The sequence below is a fragment of the Arcicella aurantiaca genome, from assembly GCF_003148625.1.
Lineage (GTDB): Bacteria > Bacteroidota > Bacteroidia > Cytophagales > Spirosomataceae > Arcicella > Arcicella aurantiaca.
On sequence record NZ_QGGO01000040.1, the window covers coordinates 1 to 21,908 of the forward strand.

Here is a 21,908-nt window from a genome sequence, read left to right on the forward strand (position 1 = left end):
ATATCCTTGAGGATTTAACAGCCATTGATATTACTGATATTTATCGCTTACGCTGGGAAATTGAAAGATTCTTTCGATTTATTAAGCAAAATCTGAACTTTTCTCATCTGATTTCACGGGACTATAATGCTATAAAAAACATGGCATATGTAATGTTAATTGCAGCCATGTTTATTGCTTTGTATGCCAAATTAAACGAGCGTAATGGATTTAAAATCAATAAATTAAAATTCTTATATGAACTCGAAGCTGAACTTGTCAAAGAACTAATCATTCTCTGTAAAGGTGACCCCAATTTATTAAATCAATACTTCCACGCAGGTTTCGGACAATAGTGGAAGTAATTCCTTATTAATTCTCAATCAAAGAACCTCAAAAAAAATATTCGTCAATAATGTTGTGCTTTTGGAGGGTGACATCAATTATACCATTTTTCATTTAGATAATGGTAAACAAAATGTAGTTGCCCATAGTATAAAATTTTTTGAGTCATTTTTAGAAACACACGGTTTTTTGCGGGTGCATCGCTCGTTTATGATTAACCCTAATCATGTCAAAAACCTCAATAAAAAACTACTTACGGTTACGATGAACAATGGGCTAAAAGCCGCCATTTCAAGAAGGAGAAAGATGATGGTTGAAAATCTTACTTTATCCTAACGATACTTATATTGAATCTAACCATATATTTTAATTTCTTACCAAAATGAAAAAACTCTTTTATCTCTTTATGGCTTTGATGATAAGCCAAAATGTGCTGGCTACTCGCTATTACGTCAAGGCAAGTGCCACAGGCACAAACAATGGCACTTCATGGGCAAACGCCTATACGAGTTTACAATCAGCATTAACAATTGCTGCCGCAAATGATGAAATTTGGGTAGCCGCAGGTACATATAAACCTACTACGGGTACTGACAGAGCCATTTCTTTTGTCATGAAAAATGACCTTGCCATTTACGGCGGTTTTGCAGGTACAGAAACATTACTTTCCGAAAGAAATTATACTACTAACGTAACGATTTTGAGTGGCGATATTGGTACGGTTAATGATAATTCTGACAATAGTTATCATGTTATATCAAATTTTAACATTAATAGCACAGCCATACTTGATGGTTTTACCATCACTAAAGGAAAAGCATCTATTTCTGGAAATCAAGATGGTGGTGGAATGTACAACAGTAGTAGTAGCCCAAGCATAGCTAACTGTATATTTACTGATAATAATGCCAATAGATGGGGGGGGAGCTATATTTAGCCTTGGTGGCGGTCCATCTATAAGTAATTGTACTTTTAGTGCTAATCGTGCTGGAGCATCAGGTGGAGCTGTGTTAAACGACAATAGTAATGCAACCATAAATGCTTGTTTGTTTAATTCTAATACTGCGAGCGAGGGTGGTGGAGTAACCAATAGTAATGGCAACAATGGTAGTAATGTAATAATTAATAATTGTACTTTTAATGCTAATACTGCGAATTATGGTGCAGGAATCTATAACTTCTATAGTAGTCCAACAATACGTAATAGTGTTTTTAGTAGCAATAGTATAAGTGAAGGAACTGGTAGTGGAATGTACAATAACAATAGTAGCCCATCTATTACTAATTGTACTTTTAATGGGAATGGTCCTGCTTTTAGTGTGGTATTATTTTATGGCAATAATAGTGGTGGGGAAATTAAAAACTGTATATTCTATAAATACATTGGAAGCTCAGCCAACAGAAATAACATTTATAAAGCAAGTGCAACACCTACTTTAAATGTAAGTTATAGCATTGTTGATGATTATGATGCAACTAATTCTAATATAGCATGGGGGGCTGGTATTCTGACCTCAAATCCTTTGTTTGTAAATATTGCAGACCCTGATGGGGCAGACAATATTTTTGGTACTGCTGATGATGGGCTAAGTATATCATGGTGTAGTCCTGCCATTAATGCTGGCGACCCTGCCGTTAATTCGCCAACCACAGATATTACAGGCTTTACAAGAGGAATTGTCCCCTATGATTTGGGAGCTTATGAATTTCATGGAGCTACCCCAACTGTTCCCATAGGTACATTAAATTCAACGATTTGTAGTGGAGCAACCGTTTCATTATCAGCTACTTGTGAAATTGGTAATGTAGCATGGTATGGCTCAAATTTAACTACATTAGTTTCAACAGTTTCACCATTCGTTACACCAAATTTGACGAGTGCAACAACTTACAATGTTCGTTGTGAAAGTGGCTCTTGTATGAGTGATTTTGTAGCTGTCAATGTTTCGATAAATGCCTTGCCAGTACCAAACCCAAGTTCTGATACTCCAAAATGTGCAGGACAGACCTTGACGTTTAGTTCAGCAGCAGAAATGATAAATTATTCATGGTCAGGACCGAATTCATTTACATCAAGTATTCAAAATCCGAATATTTTAAATGTTACAAGTGCCGCAGGTGGAATATATACCTTAACCGTAACCAATGCCAATAACTGTACTTCAAGTGCAACCACTTCAATAACAGTTAATGAAACTCCAACCGCAACGGCAAGCAGTAGTACCCCAACAATTTGTGCAGGAAACACGATTTCACTTGTAGGAAGTGGCGTAGGCACTTATGCTTGGTCGGGTGCAAATAGTTTTACTTCAACTGACCAAAGTCCAAGCATTGCGAATGCTTCTGTATTAGCATCGGGCGTTTATACTTTAACAGTTACCAATGCCAATAACTGTACTTCAACGGCTGCCACTTCGGTAACAGTTAATGAAACTCCAACAACCCCAACACCCAACGCTATTGCTCCTATCAATTTAGGAAACTCAGTTACGCTGACAGCCACAGGTTGTTCTGGAACCTTGAAATGGTATAAATCTTTAGATAATTCGTTGGTAACAAATCCTGTTGCACCAAGTTTAACCACAAATTATTATGCAAAATGTGAAGTAACTGCCAACGGTATTACCTGTGAGAGTACTAAAAGTGCCGATGTGACAGTAACGGTAACGGTTATTTCGGTACAAATACTTTATGTGAATGCTACTAATACCAACTCAATCCAAGATGGAACAACATGGGCAACGGCTTTCAGTGATTTGCAAACGGGTCTGACTACGGCAGGAAATATCACAGGTACACCCGTAGAAATGTGGGTTGCATCGGGAACGTGTAAACCAACCAGTTCTACAACCCGAACTATTTATTTCAATATCCCTTCGGGCGTGAAAGTTTATGGTGGTTTTATAGGGTCAGAAACTTCTTTAACGCAACGTAATTTCAAAACAAACATTGCTATTTTAAGTGGAGAGATTGGTTCTCAGCACATAACTTCCGACAATAGTTATCACGTTGTAGTATTGAATGCTTCAAGCAGTACCACCACTTTAGATGGTTTTACTGTTACGGGAGGATATGCCAATTTTGATGCTAAAATTGTGTATTCTGCTCCAAATACCGTCTCAGCATCAACCGCAACTATCGAAACAGGAGGTGGAATTGTGGTTCAAAATGGAGGTAGTCCAACCATTGCCAATTGTTTGGTTATAAATAATGCTGCTGTAACAGGAGGCGGTTTATTTGCCAGCGATGCCAGTATGCCAAGCATTAATGCTTGTAAATTTATGGGTAATCAAGCAGGATTTGGGTCGGGATTATATTTTCAAGATGGTAGTAATGGAAGTGTGAATAATACCTTGATAGCTGGTAATAAAGGTATTGGAGGATTTTATAACAATTTGGCAAATCCTGTGATGACCAACTGTACATTCTCTGGAAACGGAGGTTACAACGGCGGAGTTTTCAACTCAAATTCAACGCCAATTATCAAAAACTCTATCTTTTGGGGCAATGCCAAGCCCTTCAATGATACGCAATCGGTCATTAGTTACTCAATCGTTCAAGGAGGTTATGCGGGTGTTGGAAACTTAAATTACGACCCTCAATTTGTTGCTCAAACGCCAGAAGGTTTATCTCCAAACATCACAGGGGATTATCATCTAACAATCAATTCATTAGCGATTGATAGAGGAGATAATGGCATTATCTCTTTGACAGACAAAGATTTAGACGAAAACCAGAGACGTTACACAGGTGGACGAGTGGATATGGGAGCGTATGAATTTCAAGGAAGGGCAACCGCAAGTTTGGTGATAAGTGTACATTCTGGAAATTGGGAATCAAATTCAACATGGGATATTGGCAGAGTGCCACAATTGGGCGATTATGTAATTATTGATAACAATCATACCATTACATTAAGTACAAGTGGTATTGCCAAAAACTTGGAATATCGAGGAACGGGACAAGTCAAATTTAATGCTACAACCAGTAAATTGGAAATTGGGTTTTAAATAAGGTCTTATCGTAATGTTTTACAATTGAATATTTGTGAAACATTACGATAATTTCATATAAGTATCGAGAATAAATTAATTAATAATATTAATGTCAGTTTATAATGTAGTGGCGTATAGCATACGCCAATGTTTTGACAATTTTGGCGTATGCTATACGCCACTACATAATGTCAAATAATTTATTCCTAATACTTATAAGCGAAGTTAAAAAAGGTATTGCGTATCTGAGTCTCAACTGAAGTCGTCGTTTTGAACGACGACTTCAGTAAAGTACACGTCAAATCTTTAAAATAGGTATAATTATGAGCATCAATAACAAATCTATTCAGAAGCAATATGCTTAAAACTTTCTTTCTTGGGAGAAAGATGGAGAGAATTAGTTTTTAAAATTCTCTCCTCTTTTAAAAAAACGCTGGTATAAAAACCTAATTAGAAACAATCACTATATTTTTAAAATAAACTATAAAAATCCTCTTAAATTTTATTCAAAATAAGTTTTTTAGAATTACTTTCAATCACTTTATTTTAAAGTTTAATATTGCAGAATCTAAAAAACTATTTCTATGTTGATGAAATCATTTCTATCACCCATCAGTGTACTCATTATTGGACTAATATTTTTTGGATATTATAGTTCATCTGCTCAAAGCCCTACAATTACCAGCTTTTCTCCTGAAAGTGGTTGTCCATCAACTGTAATTAATATTACTGGAACAAATCTTACCGATGTCACAGATGTTAAAATTGGGAGTACCAATGTTACTTCATTTAATATCGGAACTATCTACTATTTGTCGCAGACCCCAAAAAGCCCTAATTTTGCTTTAAATCAACTTTTTGTATGAATTTATACCAATTATCAGAGAATTTTTCGACAGAAATAGAAGTTACTGATTATTTTGAAAACGTCCGCTGGGGCAAAAAACCTCGTTGTTCTCATTGTGGTTCTGACAAAATTAGTAAACGATATACTGATTTTAGATACCATTGTACTACTTGTAGAGGTCGGTTTTCAGTTACCACAGGCACACAACTTGAAAACACAAATCTTTCTTTGAGAAAATGGTTAATGGCTTTCACTTTAATATCAAATGCTAAGAAAGGAATATCCGCCTTGCAACTTAAAAGAGACATTGGAGTTTCCTATCAAACGGCTTGGTCAATGTATCATACGGTCAGAACTTTTATGACTGATGGCTCAGTCAAATTGTCTGGCGTGATTGAGGTCGATGAAACGTATATTGGCGGAAATCCTCGTAAATATCAGTCTGCAAAGTTCAAAGATAAAGAGCCTTTTGCCCATGAATATTTAGATAAAAAAATAGAAAAACTTGGCAAAAAATATACTTTTGAAAATCCAGATGCTTACAAGAAAAAAGGATTGCTTGAAGATGCACCCAGAGGTAGAGGGACGGATAAAACCCCCGTAGTCGGAATCGTTCAAAGGTCGGGAAATGTGGTGGCAGAAGTTATGAAAATTACAGACTTTGCTCACATTAGACCAATGGTTGAACAATATGTTAATATGCCTGATAGCGTTTTACTAACTGATGCTTATAGTGCTTATACTCGTTTTGATGCTATCATGGAACGAATTGTAATTGACCACGACAAAATGTATTCTTATAAAGGCTTAAATACCAATAGTATAGAATCATTTTGGGCAATTATCAAACGTGGGATAATGGGTCAATATCACAGCGTAAGCGATAAATATTTGCCAAATTATATTGATGAATTTTGTTTCAAATACAACAATCGAAAGTATGATGATATGTTTGAAACGTTAGTATTTAACTCAATGCTACCGCCTGACTTTACTCCCAAAGATGTTGATTCTAAAATGATTAACGTTAGAATGGGCAAGAAAAGAGCAAAGGTGTTAGCTTAAATTCAAAATCAAATGAAAAAAGTATTTAATTTTATTTATAAAGCACTTTCAACTTTTGAAGTAATCTTTTTTTTGCTTGGACTTACAATAGGAATTTTATTGTTTAAAAATTTATTTTAAAACTGCAATAATAGAAACTATTAGTGTTAATACTCCGATAGTGTTAATACTCCGACCCAAAATGCAAGTTTTTGATATTTTGTATTAGTTTTAGCAAGTTCAGCACTTATATTATCTTGCTCTTTTATGAGTTTTAAATTTTGCAATTCTGTTGTCGTAGGAGTAGGAACTAAAACTTTTGAGGGGCTTAAAAATGGATTATTTTCAGTCAAAAGTGTTTCTCTACCCAAATTACTCAACTGAAAAAATTGTCCTATCTGGTCAAAGTAAGTCAAAAGATGTCCTTTTAATCTAAGTGAATAAATTGCATAATCAATATTTTGGCTGTAAAAACCATCTTTGATTAATTTGTCCATTATTGTAGTGTAATACCAGTTTCTATCCGAAAATTTTCTAAGAACATAAAGTTCAAATTGATGTAATTGATTTGTCATTCAAAAATAAAGTTAAAATGGAAGTTAAAAGTACAAATATAGACACTTTTAGGATTTGCGACAAATAGTAGATAGTTCCGTTTAATATTAATTCCTCTACCTCAATTACCGCTACAATTGGTTCTGGCACAACTGGCTTGATAAGTATCACCAATTCAAGTGGTATAGGCTCAAGTACAAGAAATTTTACAGTAAAATCTATTACAACACCATCTGTAACAATTGCTCCGAATATTTTATGTGCAGGTACAAGTCCGTTTCTAACCTCTACTTATACCAACGGGGGAAACAATCCTATTTTTTCGTGGACTAAAAATAATGTTTCCATTCCTAAAATTTTGAGTTTCAGCAATAAAACAACTACAAATGGATTAGGAAATAATGTTATTAGAGCTGTTTTTTATAGGTGCTGATGGAAAAATTTATGTTGGAACGTATGGAGGCGGTTTAAGTATTTCGAGTGATGGTGGTAATACCTTCGTAAATAAAACTACCACAAACGGTTTAGGGAGTAATTATATCTTTGGAATTCATCAGGTAAATGGTAAGATTTATGCTGCTGCTTCTTATGGATTAGGTATTTCAAGTGATGGTGGCAATACTTTTAGTTTGAAAACAACAGCAAACGGTTTGGGGCATTATGCTGTCAATGATGTTTTTGTAACTGATGATAATACTATTTATGCTGCAACAGGTGGTGGTGTTAGTATCTCTACTGATGGCGGAAACACTTTTATCAATAAAACTACCGCCAATGGATTAGGGGGAATTGGCATTTTAGATATTTTTGTTGGAGATGATGGGAAAATTTATGCTTCCACAGAAAACGGTTTGAGTATTTCAAGTGATGGAGGCAATACTTTCGTAAATAAAACTACCACAAATGGATTAGGTAGCAATTATATTAATAGTGTAGATGTAGGAAAAGATGGGAAAATTTATGCGGCAACTGCCAATGGCTTGAGTATTTCAATGAATGAAGGAAACACCTTCACAAATAAAACAATATCGGATGGATTGGGTACAAATACAGTTTACAGTGTTTCAATTGGATTAGATGGAAAAATTTATGCAGCAACCTCAGACGGTTTGAGTACGTCAAAAAATGGAGGTGTAAGTTTTGTAAATGGTAATATTGATATTGGTTTTCAAACTAATGACATCTACCGAACATTCATAGGAAGAGATGGAGTAATATATGTAGGCACTCTAAATGGTTTTGGCGTTTCCACTGACGGGGGGAATCGTTTTAATAACATAAGAGTTGGTACTGTAAATAGTATATTTGTTAACACAGATGGAAAAATATATTCAGGTACTCGTGATGGATTAGTGATAAATGATAATTACGGAAATACATGGTTAGGTACAAAAACGGTTTCTAACGGATTAGGCTCTGACTATGTATTAGGAGTAACTATGGATGAAAATAACAAACTATATGTATCTACCTCAAACGGTTTAAGTATTTCAAATGATGGTGGCAATACATTTATAAATAAAACAACGGACAATGGTTTGGGTAGTAATACCGTGTATGATGTATTTATTGGAAAAGATGGCACTTTATATGTTTCCACACGAGGGGGATTGAGTATTTCAATTGATGGAGGAAATACATTCGTTAATAAAACAACCATTGATGGTTTAGCGAGTAATATTGTCAATAAAGCAATTATAGGACAGAATGGCAAACTATATGTAGCAACAGGGGCTGGATTAAGTATTGCTCAACTTCCAAATACTACAAATTATCAAGTTAATAATGTAGTCTTGGGGGATACTTATAAAGTAAAAATGGTTCCCTCTGCGGATGTTTGTACAAACTATGTAACACCTTCAGCAAATATTAATGTAAACCCTAATTTACAGAGCAGTTTAAGCATTTCTTCTAATCAATCCGAAGCAATTTGTGCAGGGACAAGTGTAACATTCACCGCAACACCTACCAACGGAGGAACAAATCCTACCTATCAATGGCAAAAAAATGGTATTGATATTATGGACGAAACTGCTTCAACTTATACCTCAACTACAATGACTAACAATGACACCATTAGATGTGTAATGACTTCCAATGCTACTTGTGTTTCAAATAGTCTTACTACTTCCAATCTTTCATTAACTACTGTTATTTTAGAACCTACAAATATTATGTTGAGTAAAGCTGTTTTATGTCCTGGAGATAGTTTGATATTTTCTGCGAACATTAGTGCTGGTCAACTCTTTTGGTATGATAAACAAATTGGAGGAACTAAAATAGGACAAGGCAATAATTTTTCATACAAACCAACTGTGACTTCTAATTATTTTGTTAGTAATGAAAGTCCAAATTGTCAAAGTAATAGAATTGCCGTCGGTTTGGTTTTAGTGGCAAATCCATTTTTTTATACCAATTGGTTAGGTTTAAGTACCGACTGGAATGATAAAAATAATTGGTCTGGAGGTTTTGTGCCTAATAGTTGTACTAATGTTCTTATTGAAGCATCCGTTACAAATATGCCTATTATTATCGGTATAAATAATTTTTGTAAATCTATTAAAATAGGTGCTGGAGCCAATGTCTATATCAATGCAGGAGCAAAATTGAATGTTTTAAATTAATAGACTTCCTGCGAAAGTGTTTTATGATTGAAAAATGGTATATTTTCGCTATTTGTAGCCGAAAAGATGTTGTTTTACGACTTAAAAACACTTTCGCAGGAAGTCTAACATAGGTTTCGTTTTTATGTAGTACAGGTTTTACCAGCGATACAACATCATCTAATGAAAAACGTGTTTGCGGCGAACCGTTCTTAAATCGTCCTTGTACTTATCTTTCCCCTGCCCGAGAAAGCATACCATCATACTCTACGTGTTTCGTCATGATTTGTGTTCTGTGGTCATGCTTAGGCACTTGGGAAATAGGATTATCCAAGATAGAAGCTTTATCCCTTGCGGTATTGCCAATAAAGTAATCATAAAAGAAAAATACTGCCCAAATAATCAGCGAGAGGATTGTTACGTATTTTCCGTAGTGTGTCCAATTGAAAAGCAAAATAGAAGAAACCATTTTAAATGTATTAAATTTGGGTTTAGAAATAATTAGGACAAATATAAGATAATATTAATTATGTATATAAATAATTAATAAAAAATATCATTTAAAATGCAAAAAACTTTTATACATTACCTTTTCGTGTTTTGTACTAATGGCAAAAAACGCCTATTATTATCGGAAATTCACGCTGATTTTGCCAGTTTAGCCTATAAGTTTTGTTATGAATTAGGCTACGAATTATGCTCTTTACAAATCACAGAGGATTTCATTGTGAGTATGGAAGTCAAAACAGAGGTTTCGGATGAATCTCCTCATACCTTTATTACCAATTTTAAAGCTTACATGGGCGGAGAGCTGAGAAAAAAATACTCCTTTCTTAAAACCAGAACGCCAGGTATGTGGACTCGTCAGCATTTAATTCAAACGATAGGTCAAGCACAGCCTAATTTAATTAGTGATTTTGTAGATGCTCAATAGACATTTATCCGATTCCCTTATTTAAAGATTTGTCGATTTGTTGCTGCTTTTGAGTTAGTAAATCATTAAATTCCATTTTGAAGGCAAATATTTCAACAAAAGTGGCATTCCGTTGTTGTTTTTGAAATAATACTTGTTCCGCTACATTCTTGTAAAAATACCGTTCTTGGTCGGTGAGTTTTTCGGGGGTATCATGCAGATAAATATGTTGAGTCAATTGAGCAATTTCATCCAATTTTTGCTGGTTTTCGTTCCGTTTTTCTGAGCTTGACTCATCACGATTTGCCTCAATAGCATAATGTGCTTTTAGTCCGTACAAAATACTATTTGAACTTTCTGTCAGGGCATACATATCTTGAAAAATGGGAGATTGGGGTGTTTTACTTAGATTTTGATTATCTGTTTTCTCCTTAATTCTGAAGTCCCCAAAACTTCAGAAAATGTATCAATAAACCTTAATTAAACCATTAATGAATATGCAACAAGATTTACTCCAAAATTTAAAGGAAATATATCAAGTAGATGATTTTGAAATTGAAAATTTGAAATCACAAGTATTGGCAAATATCAGTGCCACAAAAGTTGAAAACAGTCCACCCAAATGTATTATTATCGCAGGGCAAGTAGGTAGTTTTAAAGAAGCGTTGAATCAAACTATTCGGGATGAGTTATCCGAAAACGTTATTCATTTGTCTTTGGATGAATTAAGGGAGTATCACCCTAAAGCCAATCAAATTAGACTTCAAACCCCTGAATTGTTTTTACCAATGACGCAGGATTTGGCTTTAATTTTATTTCAACACTTGGAAAATTTCTCTCTTGAAAAAGGCTTAAATGTCATATTAAATAGTTCTCTGAATGATTTTGATAAAGTATCAGAGAAACTCAAAACTTTTCAAGATAAAAATTACCAAACGGAACTTCTTATGGTATCAATCAATAAGATGTATAGTTACTTAAATGCAGAAGAAAGGTATGAGGAAAGTTTGCTTAAACAACGGCAGCCCATTTTGGTATCTAAACAATACCACGACCAAATTTACGAGAACATTCCAACGGTTTTTCAACAACTCTTATCCACTGGTAAATTAGATAAAGTCAAGATTTATAGACTTGATACTACTCCCGAAGGCAATACACTACAATTACTAACAGATTCAAAAAATACGGCAGTGAGTCAGTATTTAGATGAAAGGAGCAGAGATTTTAATGAAATAGAAACGCAAGTTTTACAACAAAAAACTCGTAAGATTAGGGATTTAAAGGTTAGTCGTGAAGTCAATTTCTTAGAAAAAATACGTTTTGAAGCTAATATGCGAGTATTTTTAGATGATAAGAAGCAAAAGGCAAAATCAAGTAAAAAGAAAATGTGACGACATTTATTTACATTATGGCAATTTTTTAAAAAATTGCCATAATGTAAATTTTAAAGAAAAATAAATAAGTTTAACTCATTTTACATTCCCACTTTTACTCCGTTCGTTTTTACCTTCAAAGAACCTTCTTCAGCTACTAAATGACTAATATATTCCGTTTTTTATCGGCTGTTGTGTTGTCCAAAGACCGTCTTCTCAGACCTTACGCACAAGCTTACGAAGACCATCTTTGGAAGTAATGCGAGCATACCCCTATCCTAATGCGGCCCATTCATGCCATCGCTCAAACCTCTCAAAAAATGAATGGCTGCATTGTGATAGGGGTAAGCTCGGTGAAAATGCGGAAGTGATGTCTTTAAATGATTGCCTTAAAAAAAGAATTATATTATCTACACGATGTTTTCAATGTAAATGACTAAATGTGACTAAATCACGCTGATTCTCCGAAATACATGGCAAACAAGACTTCAAAAAATGTATTTTTGTAAATAAATTACTAATGACTATATGAGTGAAGACCAAAAAAGAGTGTTAGAACAACAACTCTGGAATATTGCCAATACCCTACGTGGCAAAATGAATGCTGACGAGTTCCGTGACTACATCTTAGGATTTATTTTCTACAAGTACCTGAGTGAGCGAATGGAGATGTTTGCCGATGAAATCTTAAAACAGGATAAAATTACTTTCCGTGAAATAAACCCTAAACTTCAAGATAGTGAGGAATTATTGGAAGCCGTCAAAGAGGAAGCTCTTGAAAAGTTGGGCTACTTCTTGAAGCCAGAAGAATTATTTACGGAGGTGGCTAAACGTGGCAATGGTGATAATTCTGAAGAGGATGTTTATGACGCTTCCAAAACCAATTTCATTTTAGAGGATTTACAAAAAATATTGACCAATATCCAATTGAGTACAATGGGTACAGAAAGCGAAGAGGATTTTGATAACCTCTTTGAAGATATGGACTTGAACAGTACCAAATTGGGCAGAACTCCCGAAGCCAGAAACGAGATTATTGCAAAGGTGCTTTCTCACCTTGATAAGATTGATTTCAAACTTCACGATACCGAATTGGACGTTTTGGGCGATGCTTATGAGTATCTGATTGGACAGTTTGCGAGTGGGGCAGGAAAGAAAGCAGGGGAATTTTATACGCCACAAGAAGTAAGTAAAATCCTTGCGAAGCTTGTCACCACAGGTAAATCTAAACTCCGTAGCGTATATGACCCGACGTGTGGCTCTGGTTCGTTATTGCTCCGTGTTGCCAAAGAGGTTGAGGAAGTGAACAATTTTTACGGTCAGGAAATGAACCGTACTACTTACAACTTGGCACGTATGAACATGATTCTCCACGGTGTTCATTATCGTAAGTTTGATATTAAGCAGGAAGATACCCTTGAGCGTCCACAACATATTGATTTACAATTTGAAGCGATTGTGGCAAACCCACCCTTTTCGGCTCAGTGGAGTGCAAACCCTTTGTTTACGAGCGACGACCGTTTTAGCCAGTATGGTAAACTTGCCCCGAGTAGCAAAGCAGACTTTGCTTTTGTGCAACACATGATACACCATTTGGCAGAAAACGGCACAATGGCTTTGGTGTTACCGCACGGTGCTTTGTTTAGAGGTGGAGCAGAACAACATATCCGTAAATATTTGATTGAAAACCGTAATTTCTTGGATGCCGTGATTGGCTTACCCGCCAATATTTTCTACGGTACAAGTATTCCTACGTGTATTATGGTATTTAAAAAATGCCGTGAAAACCCCGACGATATTTTATTTATTGACGCCAGTAATGATTTTGAGAAAATTAAAACGCAAAATGTATTACGCCTGAGCGATATTGATAAAATTGTTGAAACTTACCGCAACCGTACCGAGACGGAAAAGTACAGTAAAAAAGCTACACTTACCGAAATAGTAAGTAACGACTACAATCTAAACATACCCCGTTATGTAGATACTTTTGAAGCCGAAGAAAGCATTGATATTGATGCCATTGCCGAGCAAATGAAGGCTTTGGACAATGATATGATAGCATTGGATAGCACCATTGCCGATTTTTGTAAGGAACTTAATATTTCAACACCTTTTTAAACAAAAGATATGGAAAATACCAATATTATAATTTATCAAACCGAAGACGGTAACACAAAAATTGAAACTCGTCTCGAAAATGAGACTGTTTGGCTTACACAAGCACAAATGAGCGAACTTTTTGGAAAAGATAGAAGCGTCATAACAAAACATATAAATAATATTTTTGAAGAAAATGAATTAGAAGAAAAAAGCAATGTGCAAAGTTTGCACATTGCAAACTCGGATAAACCTGTTAAATTTTATAACCTTGATGTAATTATTTCAGTTGGTTATCGAGTAAAAAGTTTACAAGGAACAAAATTCAGACAGTGGGCTACCGCAAGGCTTAGGGAATACATCGTGAAGGGTTTTACGATGAATGATGACTTAATGAAACAAGCAGGGGGAGGTAACTATTTTGAAGAATTATTGGCTCGAATACGTGATATACGTTCTTCGGAAAAAGTGTTTTGGCGGAAAGTCTTGGATATTTATGCTACCAGTATAGATTATGACCCAAAACTGGAAATGTCGATTTTGTTTTTTCAAACTATCCAAAATAAAATGCACTGGGCAGCACACGGACACACAGCAGCAGAAGTGATTTATCAGCGTGTGGATGCCCAAAAACCTAACGTAGGCTTAACTACCATAAAAGGAACAAAACCCACAAAAGCAGAAACCGAAGTTGCTAAAAATTATTTGAACGAAACCGAATTAAATATTCTAAACCGCATGGTTACGGCATATCTGGAAGTAGCAGAGTTGCAGGCACTCAATCGCAAGCCTATGTATATGAAAGACTGGATTGCTCGTTTGGATGATTTTTTGAACATGACAGGTAATGACATCCTCCAAAATGCAGGGACAATAAGCCACCAGCAAGCATTAGATAAAGCCAATAAAGAATACGAAAAATATAAAGAGTTACACAAAAATGACCTCAGCCGAGTGGAAACGCACTTTATAAACCAAATTGAACAAACCTCCAAGCAAATAAAACCTAAGAAATAACGATGGAAAAGCAAAACAATATACCAAGATTGCGTTTCCCTGAGTTTACTAATGATTGGGAGATAAAGAAGTTAGGGGCAATAGCAGAAAAAATAAATAGCGGAAAAACGCCATTGGGAGGAGAAAGTGTATATACTGAAGAAGGTATTTTATTTATTAGAAGTCAAAATGTAAAAGATAATTTGCTTTCTTATGAAAATGCAACCTATATACCAGAGGATGTAAATGACTCCATGAAAAATAGTATTGTAAAGTCTAAAGATATATTACTCAATATCACAGGTGCTTCTTTGGGAAGGAGTTGTGTTGTTCCAGAAGAATTTACAATTGGAAATGTTAATCAACACGTTTGTATTATTCGAATAAATAAGAATAATGAACCCTTTTTTATCCAACCTATTTTATCATCTGAAAAGGGTCAAAATTTATTTTTAAGCTTACAAACAGGGAGTGGTAGAGAAGGATTAAACTTTCAAAGTATAAAAGGAATTGAACTCTCATTCCCAACCCTCCCCGAACAACAAAAAATAGCCACTTTTTTAAGCACCGTAGATGAAAAACTACAAGCCTTAAAGAAAAAGAAAAGCCTTTTGGAAACCTATAAAAAAGGGGCAATGCAAAAGTTGTTTTCGCAAAATATACGCTTTAAAGATGATGAAGGAAATGATTTTGAGGATTGGGAGGTGAAGACTTTGGGGGAGGTTGCTAATATAACAATGGGACAATCACCAAGTTCTAATTCATACAATTCTGAGAATATGGGAATTGCTCTGATACAAGGAAATGCTGATATTCAAAATCGACTATCAAGTCCCAGAAACTGGACTACCGAAATTACAAAAGAATGCAAAATTGGGGATTTAATACTAACAGTAAGAGCTCCAGTCGGAGCGGTTGCAAAATCAATACATAATGCTTGTATAGGAAGAGGTGTCTGTGCCATCAGCAATACATCCGACAGTAATATTGAATATATTTATCAATTTCTATTAGATTTTGAAACAAAATGGAGCAGTTTAGAACAAGGTAGTACATTTACAGCAGTTAGTGGCGTAGAAATCAAAAAGTTAGGAGTCAATCTCCCAACCCTTCCCGAACAAACCAAAATCGCCAATTTTCTAACGGCAATTGATGAAAAGATTGATAAAGTTGATACACAAATTAAGCAAACGGAGCTTTGGAAGAAAGGGTTATTGCAGCAGATGTTTGTGTAAATGGTCTGAATCAGAATTATATTTAAACTATGAAAAACGTAGCCATATCCAAAGAATCCAATGAGCAGTTTCTATTCTCCGAACTGGCTCAAATGATTGAAGAGAGCCAACAGCAAGCATTTATTGCCGTTAATAGTACGCTCACTCAATTGTTTTGGCGAGTAGGAAATAGGATTAATCAAGAGATACTACAACATAAACGAGCCGAATATGGCAAGCAAATTGTACCAACAGTGGCGGCACAATTGGTAACTCAATATGGGCGAAATTATGAAGAAAAGAATCTGCGGAGAATGCTCCAATTTGCAGAGCAATTTCCTGATTTCTCAATTGTCGTGACACTGTCACGACAATTGAGTTGGTCGCATTTGTTGGTTTTACTTCCCCTTAAAAGTCAAGAAGCAAAACTATTTTATGCTCAAAGTTTTAGTGAAACAAGACAAGGAGTTAGAGAATTACGCAAACAAATTGCAGAAAAAACCTTTGAAAGAACAGCCTTAGCCAATTTACAGACAACTTCATCCTCTTTAATTATTCCCAAAAATACCTTCAAAGACCCTTATTTATTAGACTTTTTAGAGTTACAAAATACTTATTTAGAAGCCGACTTAGAGCAAGCAATTTTGCGAGAATTGGAAAGTTTCATGTTAGAGTTAGGCAAAGGTTTTGCCTTTGTAGAACGTCAAAAACGCATGATAATAGACGGAGAGGATTTTTATTTAGACCTCCTTTTTTATCATCGAAAGTTAAAGCGTTTGGTAGCCATTGAACTCAAAATTGATAAATTTCACGCCAAATACAAAGGGCAAATGGAATTGTATTTGAAATGGCTAAATCGTTATGAAAGACAAGAAGGTGAAGAAGCTCCCATCGGTTTAATATTGTGTGCAGAGACCAGTAGAGAACAAGTAGAATTGCTCGAAATGCACAAAGACGGCATTATGGTGGCAGAATACTGGACAGAGTTACCACCTAAAAAAGAATTAGAAGAAAAACTGCACCGTGCCTTATTGGAAGCAAAAGAACGCTTAGAACAAAGAAATATAGGGTGAAGTAAACCAAAATCGCCAATTTTATAACGGCAATTGATGAAAAGATAAATAAAGTTGATGCACAAATTAAGCAAACGGAGCTTTGGAAGAAAGGCTTATTGCAGGGGATGTTTGTGTGAAATAAGATTATTTTAATTATTTTTATAAATATTTCTACTCAAATGTACAAGCTATATAAAAAAAACATACTTTTGTTTGTATAAATGAGAGCAAATAATCGTTATTATACTTCATTCTATTGAATAATAAATTAAAATTATGAAGAGTCTATTAGAGGCTATGAAGCGATACATCGCAAATACCCCAATAACCGAAATCGAACAAGCATGGGCTAAGTATGATATTCCAGAGAATAAGGTAGGGCCAACAATGGAATGTTTTTTAGAGGAAAGTATGCAATATCATTTTTTCTCAGAAAAGCCTCAAAAAAGTTTAGACAACTTAATAAATACAACAGATAACTCGAAGTTTAACTTCGAGTTTTTTTTTTACTAAACATATAATTATATCATGAAAAATGCCGCATTTTCAATCGTAAATTATCAATTTGATAAAGTGACGATAAACCTTGTAAATCATAAAAAACCAGAATTATCAATAAATTTCATCTGTAATGGTGTTTACAGTAAAGCAGATAGTACCTATGAACTAACTTTCAGTGTGAGTGTATTCAACCCAGACTCAGAACCTTTTGCAAGTATTCGTTGTATAGGCACTTTTCAATTGGATAACGTTTCTGATTTTAATGAAATACCTGACTTTTTTTATCCAAACAGTATAGCAATCTTATACCCTTATGTTCGAGCATATCTAAGCTTAGTTACTACACAAGCCAATGTACCAGGGGTTATTTTACCTACTTTAAATTTATCGAATTTGGAAGATGAACTCAGAAGAAATACAACACAAAAATAGTCTTACCTTGATACATAAAACAGTATTTCAAACTTTAGACAATAGAGATGTAAGAAACATAGAGTCTGATGGACCTTTTCCATGCAACTGGGAGAATACATGGTTAGGAGATGGCTATTATTTTTGGGATACATTCATTGAAAATGCCCATTTCTGGGGTAAAACAGCACGAGCGAAAAAGTATAAAAACGGATACATAATTTGTGAAGCAAAGTGTGACTTCAATACTGATGAATGCCTTGATTTACATGGAGATTTAGAAAAGTTAAAAGAATTAAAAGAAATTTTTGAATTATATAAAAGCGTTAAAAAAACTGATAAAGAAACTACTGTAAAAGAATTTTTAGCACTTTTAAGAGGTGAATTTCCTGAAGAATTTCATTTTACAGCAATCAGAGCAAATGGAATACTAAGTAAGTACCCTGACTCTGAATTCACAGTAAATCTCTTCTTTGAAAATGGAAGGCGACAATATTTTGAATTTAACCCAGCTATACAAATTTGCTTTTTGACTAAAAAAAGCATGAATTTAAGAGGATATAAGATTATATTTCCTGAAAAATAAAACAGTTATTATTCCGTTTAACACCAATGGCTAAACAATCCGAAGCAGTATTAGAAGAACAATTAGTAGCCAAATTGCAAAAATTAGGCTATCAATACACAACCATTAACGATGAAAAGGCACTTATTGAAAACCTCAAAAACCAATTAGAAAAACATAATTGGGCGGCACTCCGCAGATGTCCTTTTTCTAAAACAGAATTTGATAAAGTTCTCAATATCCTCAACAAAGGTTCTGTTTTTGAAAAATCTAAAACCTTACGAGAAAAACAACACATCATTCGAGACAATGGCGAAAACCTCTATTTCGAGTTTATCAATACAGACTTTTGGTGTCAAAATCAATTTCAAGTAACCAACCAAGTTACTCAGGAAGGCAAATACAAAAACCGCTACGATGTAACCATTCTCATCAACGGTTTGCCCTTGGTACAAATAGAACTCAAACGTCGAGGGCTTGAACTCAAAGAAGCTTTCAATCAAACCAACCGTTACCAACGTCATTCTTACGGTTCGGGCAATGCTCTATTCCAGTACATTCAGATATTTATCATCAGCAATGGCGTAAATACAAAATACTACTCCAACAACCGTAACCAGAGTTTTAAGCAAACCTTTTATTGGTCAGACGTTAATAACAAACGCCTTACCAATATTCTAAACGGTTTTACCGATGCCTTTTTAGAGCCTTGTCATATCTCCAAAATGATATGCAAATACATTGTTCTCAACGAAGCTCACAAGATATTAATGGTATTGCGTCCGTACCAATATTTTGCCGTAGAAGCCCTCATAGACCGAGTACAAAACTCCAATAAGAATGGATATATTTGGCATACCACAGGCTCAGGGAAGACTTTAACGAGTTTCAAAGCCAGTCAGATTTTAATGAATCTACCCCAAGTTCACAAAGTAGTTTTTGTGGTGGACAGAAAGGATTTAGACTATCAAACTACCAAAGAATTTAACAGTTTTAGCAAAGGCAGTATCGACGGCACGGACAACACCAAAGCACTCGTAAAACAGTTCACTGACGATACCAAACTGATAGTTACCACCATTCAAAAACTGAATACTGCCATTAGTAAACTCAAATACGAGAACGCAATGGCAGATTTGAAAGACAAACGAATCGTTTTTATTTTCGATGAATGTCACCGCAGTCAGTTTGGCGATACCCACAAACGAATTAAAGCATTTTTCGGGAATAGCCAAATGTTTGGTTTTACAGGTACGCCCATCTTTGCCGATAATTCCAGTAAAAACGAATTGGGCAAACGTACCACCAAAGATTTATTTGAAGACTGCTTGCATAAATACGTCATCACCGATGCCATCAAAGACGAAAACGTACTAAAATTCTCCGTAGAATACGTAGGCAGATACAAGCACAAAGACGGCAGAGAAAGCAATATTGACATTGAGGTAGAAGACATTGACACCCAAGAGTTGATGGAAGATGAAAAGCGGTTGAATAAAATCACGGACTACATTATTGCCAATCACGGTCGTAAAACCCACAGTAAAGAGTTTACTGCAATGTTTTGCGTAGATAGTGTAAAAACCTTGATAAAATACTATGACCTTTTCAAGCAAAAGAAACAAGAAGGCAAACATAATTTGAACGTAGCCACAATTTTCAGTTATGCTGCCAACGAAGACGATGCAGATGCCAATGGTTTTATTCCAGACGAAGTATCAATTGCAGAAGAACCCAAAGTTCTTTATGGGCTTAACTTGCACAGTAGAGAGAAATTAGACGAATTTATTGAAGACTATAATCAGATATTTGGCACTAAATTTAGCACCAAAGACAGTGAAAGCTTTTATAATTATTACAACGATATTTCTAAGAAAGTAAAGGAACGCAAAGTTGATATTTTATTGGTAGTTAATATGTTCCTGACAGGTTTTGACAGTCCAAGTTTAAACACTTTGTACGTCGATAAGAACTTAAAATATCATGGTCTTATTCAAGCCTATTCAAGAACAAACCGAATCCTAAACGAATTAAAATCACAAGGGAACGTTGTAGCCTTCCGTAACCTAAAAAACCGCACCGACGAAGCCATTACGCTGTTTAGTAACAAAGATGCCATAGAGGTTATCATTATGAAACCATACGAAAACTATACAGAGCAGTTTGATAAAGCCTTTGGTAAATTGTTGGAAATAACACCCACCGTTGATAGCGTAAATGAGTTGGTGACGGAAGATGATGAATTGGCATTTGTAAAGGCTTTCCGTGAACTAATGAGAATCAAGAACATTCTGGCTTCATTCTCAGACTTCAAATGGGAAGATTTGACCATGACCGAGCAGTTATTTGAAGACTATAAAAGCAAATATCTTGACCTACACGACAAAGTAAAAGGTGATAATTCCAAAGAAAAAGTTTCCATTTTGGACGACGTAGATTTTGAACTGGAGTTGATACACCGAGACGACATAAACGTTGCCTATATTATCCAATTGCTAATCAGGTTAAGGGCTAAAAATCAGAAAGATACGAGCAAAGCAGAGCAAGAAATCATGAATTTACTAAGCACAGAAACCACGTTGCGGAGTAAACGAGAATTGATTGAGAAATTCATTAAAGAAAATCTGCCAGACATCACCGATACAGAAGAAATACAACAAGAATTTGATAATTATTGGAGTGAGCAACAGAAAAAAGCCTTTGCCGACATGGTAGCCGAAGAAAATCTATCCGCAACCAAGACCGAGAAACTCATTGAAAACTATCTATTTGCAGAAAGAGAGCCATTGAGAGACGAAGTGATAGAACTCCTTGAAGGAGAAAAACCAAGTCTATTACAACGAAAGAAATTAGGAGACAGAATCTTAAAACGTATTCTGGATTTTGTGGATACGTTTATTAATGGGATGGTTGGGTAGAAGGTAAAATTTATATATGTGTTTGTCAGCAAAATGTAAAAATCAAAAAGATGAGTAAACCCTACCCGAGTGACCAATGTCATTAAGTTAAGGGATAATAAAAGGTTTATTGGTTTGCTTTATAAACGTAGTCAGCGTTCAAAACGCTGACTACGTTACGTCTTAATCCTTATTCTACTGGAAGTTGGGTTGCTGTTGAGTGAATTGTATTCTCAAAATAGATTATCGTTTAAGTCTTAATTCCTACTTTTTTGACCTCCTGTATTAGACGCAAAAAAACTATTAAAGCTTTGGCAATCAAGTTATTATCTTGTCTAAATTTCTGCTTTTTTTATCAGAGTGTTTGGGCTGTTTTTTCGATGATATTTACTTGGTGAAGTCTTAATCCTTATTTTACTGGAAGTTGGTTTGCTTTATAAACGTAGTCAGCGTTCAAAACGCTGACTACGTTACGTCTTAATCCTTATTCTACTGGAAGTTGGGTTGCTGTT

At 35.0% G+C, this 21,908-nt stretch carries 21 protein-coding genes; 18 read left to right on the plus strand and 3 right to left on the minus strand.

Features of this window, described 5'->3' with window-relative positions:
* The 6 genes from LV89_RS22805 to LV89_RS22830 all read left to right on the plus strand — a co-directional run.
* The coding region (locus LV89_RS22805) for a transposase (protein WP_158279645.1) at positions 1-335 on the plus strand (335 nt) is incomplete at its 5' end.
* Between the two features lie 46 nt (positions 336-381).
* A complete protein-coding gene (locus tag LV89_RS22810) occupies positions 382-660 on the plus strand; it encodes a LytR/AlgR family response regulator transcription factor (protein ID WP_262509880.1) in 279 nt (92 codons plus the stop codon).
* A 46-nt stretch (positions 661-706) separates the two neighbouring features.
* On the plus strand, positions 707-1,261 hold the full coding sequence (locus tag LV89_RS22815) for a DUF1565 domain-containing protein (protein ID WP_211321260.1): 555 nt from the start codon (positions 707-709) through the stop codon (positions 1,259-1,261).
* The gene (locus LV89_RS22820) at positions 1,230-4,334 is read left to right on the plus strand and encodes a beta strand repeat-containing protein (RefSeq protein WP_109745244.1); all 3,105 of its coding nucleotides are present in this window, start codon (positions 1,230-1,232) and stop codon (positions 4,332-4,334) included. Before LV89_RS22815 ends, LV89_RS22820 begins: the two co-directional genes overlap by 32 nt.
* Positions 4,335-4,909: 575 nt before the next feature.
* On the plus strand, positions 4,910-5,185 hold the full coding sequence (locus LV89_RS22825; protein WP_158279672.1) for an IPT/TIG domain-containing protein: 276 nt from the start codon (positions 4,910-4,912) through the stop codon (positions 5,183-5,185).
* A complete protein-coding gene (locus tag LV89_RS22830; protein ID WP_109745246.1) occupies positions 5,182-6,231 on the plus strand; it encodes an IS1595 family transposase in 1,050 nt (349 codons plus the stop codon). The genes LV89_RS22825 and LV89_RS22830 overlap by 4 nt, the downstream gene beginning before the upstream one ends.
* A gap of 146 nt (positions 6,232-6,377) precedes the next feature.
* Here the strand turns inward: LV89_RS22830 and LV89_RS22835 are convergent, their stop codons facing one another.
* Positions 6,378-6,785 carry a hypothetical protein gene (locus tag LV89_RS22835; RefSeq protein ID WP_109745247.1) on the minus strand — a complete coding sequence of 136 codons (408 nt, stop codon included), beginning with the start codon at positions 6,783-6,785 and terminating at the stop codon, positions 6,378-6,380.
* Positions 6,786-6,922: 137 nt separating this feature from the next.
* Here LV89_RS22835 and LV89_RS25650 point away from each other — a divergent pair, with 137 nt between their 5' ends.
* Positions 6,923-7,198: a hypothetical protein gene (locus LV89_RS25650; protein ID WP_146199244.1), complete on the plus strand. Its 276-nt coding sequence runs from the start codon at positions 6,923-6,925 to the stop codon at positions 7,196-7,198.
* Entirely contained in the window at positions 7,167-9,389 is a 2,223-nt protein-coding gene (locus LV89_RS22840; protein ID WP_109745248.1) for a ligand-binding sensor domain-containing protein, read from the plus strand. The genes LV89_RS25650 and LV89_RS22840 overlap by 32 nt, the downstream gene beginning before the upstream one ends.
* Positions 9,390-9,597: 208 nt before the next feature.
* On the opposite strand, the gene LV89_RS22845 is transcribed toward LV89_RS22840, so the two are convergent.
* Positions 9,598-9,837, minus strand: a complete 240-nt coding sequence (locus LV89_RS22845) for a hypothetical protein (RefSeq protein WP_109745249.1) — start codon at positions 9,835-9,837, stop codon at positions 9,598-9,600.
* A gap of 96 nt (positions 9,838-9,933) precedes the next feature.
* Between LV89_RS22845 and LV89_RS22850 the strand changes: the two genes are divergently transcribed.
* Complete coding sequence (locus tag LV89_RS22850) at positions 9,934-10,302, plus strand: transposase (protein ID WP_109745250.1); 369 nt, start codon at positions 9,934-9,936, stop codon at positions 10,300-10,302.
* Positions 10,303-10,306: 4 nt separating this feature from the next.
* Here LV89_RS22850 and LV89_RS22855 read toward each other — a convergent pair whose 3' ends face one another.
* The gene (locus LV89_RS22855; RefSeq protein WP_109745251.1) at positions 10,307-10,654 is read right to left on the minus strand and encodes a hypothetical protein; all 348 of its coding nucleotides are present in this window, start codon (positions 10,652-10,654) and stop codon (positions 10,307-10,309) included.
* 118 nt (positions 10,655-10,772) lie between these two features.
* Here LV89_RS22855 and LV89_RS22860 point away from each other — a divergent pair, with 118 nt between their 5' ends.
* The 9 genes from LV89_RS22860 to LV89_RS22900 all read left to right on the plus strand — a co-directional run bounded on the left by LV89_RS22860 (position 10,773) and on the right by LV89_RS22900 (position 21,417).
* The gene (locus LV89_RS22860; protein ID WP_109745252.1) at positions 10,773-11,675 is read left to right on the plus strand and encodes a zeta toxin family protein; all 903 of its coding nucleotides are present in this window, start codon (positions 10,773-10,775) and stop codon (positions 11,673-11,675) included.
* 510 nt (positions 11,676-12,185) lie between these two features.
* Positions 12,186-13,778, plus strand: a complete 1,593-nt coding sequence (locus LV89_RS22865; RefSeq protein ID WP_109745253.1) for a type I restriction-modification system subunit M — start codon at positions 12,186-12,188, stop codon at positions 13,776-13,778.
* Between the two features lie 9 nt (positions 13,779-13,787).
* Complete coding sequence (locus LV89_RS22870; protein ID WP_109745254.1) at positions 13,788-14,774, plus strand: virulence RhuM family protein; 987 nt, start codon at positions 13,788-13,790, stop codon at positions 14,772-14,774.
* Positions 14,775-14,776: 2 nt separating this feature from the next.
* Positions 14,777-15,988 (plus strand): restriction endonuclease subunit S, encoded by a 1,212-nt coding sequence (locus tag LV89_RS22875; RefSeq protein ID WP_109745255.1) that lies wholly within the window; start codon positions 14,777-14,779, stop codon positions 15,986-15,988.
* A 29-nt stretch (positions 15,989-16,017) separates the two neighbouring features.
* Positions 16,018-17,040 carry a PDDEXK nuclease domain-containing protein gene (locus LV89_RS22880; protein WP_109745256.1) on the plus strand — a complete coding sequence of 341 codons (1,023 nt, stop codon included), beginning with the start codon at positions 16,018-16,020 and terminating at the stop codon, positions 17,038-17,040.
* A gap of 258 nt (positions 17,041-17,298) precedes the next feature.
* Positions 17,299-17,535 carry a hypothetical protein gene (locus LV89_RS22885; protein WP_109745257.1) on the plus strand — a complete coding sequence of 79 codons (237 nt, stop codon included), beginning with the start codon at positions 17,299-17,301 and terminating at the stop codon, positions 17,533-17,535.
* A gap of 15 nt (positions 17,536-17,550) precedes the next feature.
* A complete protein-coding gene (locus LV89_RS22890; protein WP_109745258.1) occupies positions 17,551-17,955 on the plus strand; it encodes a protein-export chaperone SecB in 405 nt (134 codons plus the stop codon).
* The gene (locus LV89_RS22895; RefSeq protein ID WP_109745259.1) at positions 17,924-18,520 is read left to right on the plus strand and encodes a hypothetical protein; all 597 of its coding nucleotides are present in this window, start codon (positions 17,924-17,926) and stop codon (positions 18,518-18,520) included. The genes LV89_RS22890 and LV89_RS22895 overlap by 32 nt, the downstream gene beginning before the upstream one ends.
* A 26-nt stretch (positions 18,521-18,546) precedes the next feature.
* On the plus strand, positions 18,547-21,417 hold the full coding sequence (locus LV89_RS22900) for a type I restriction endonuclease subunit R (RefSeq protein ID WP_109745260.1): 2,871 nt from the start codon (positions 18,547-18,549) through the stop codon (positions 21,415-21,417).
* Positions 21,418-21,908 lie beyond the last annotated feature (491 nt).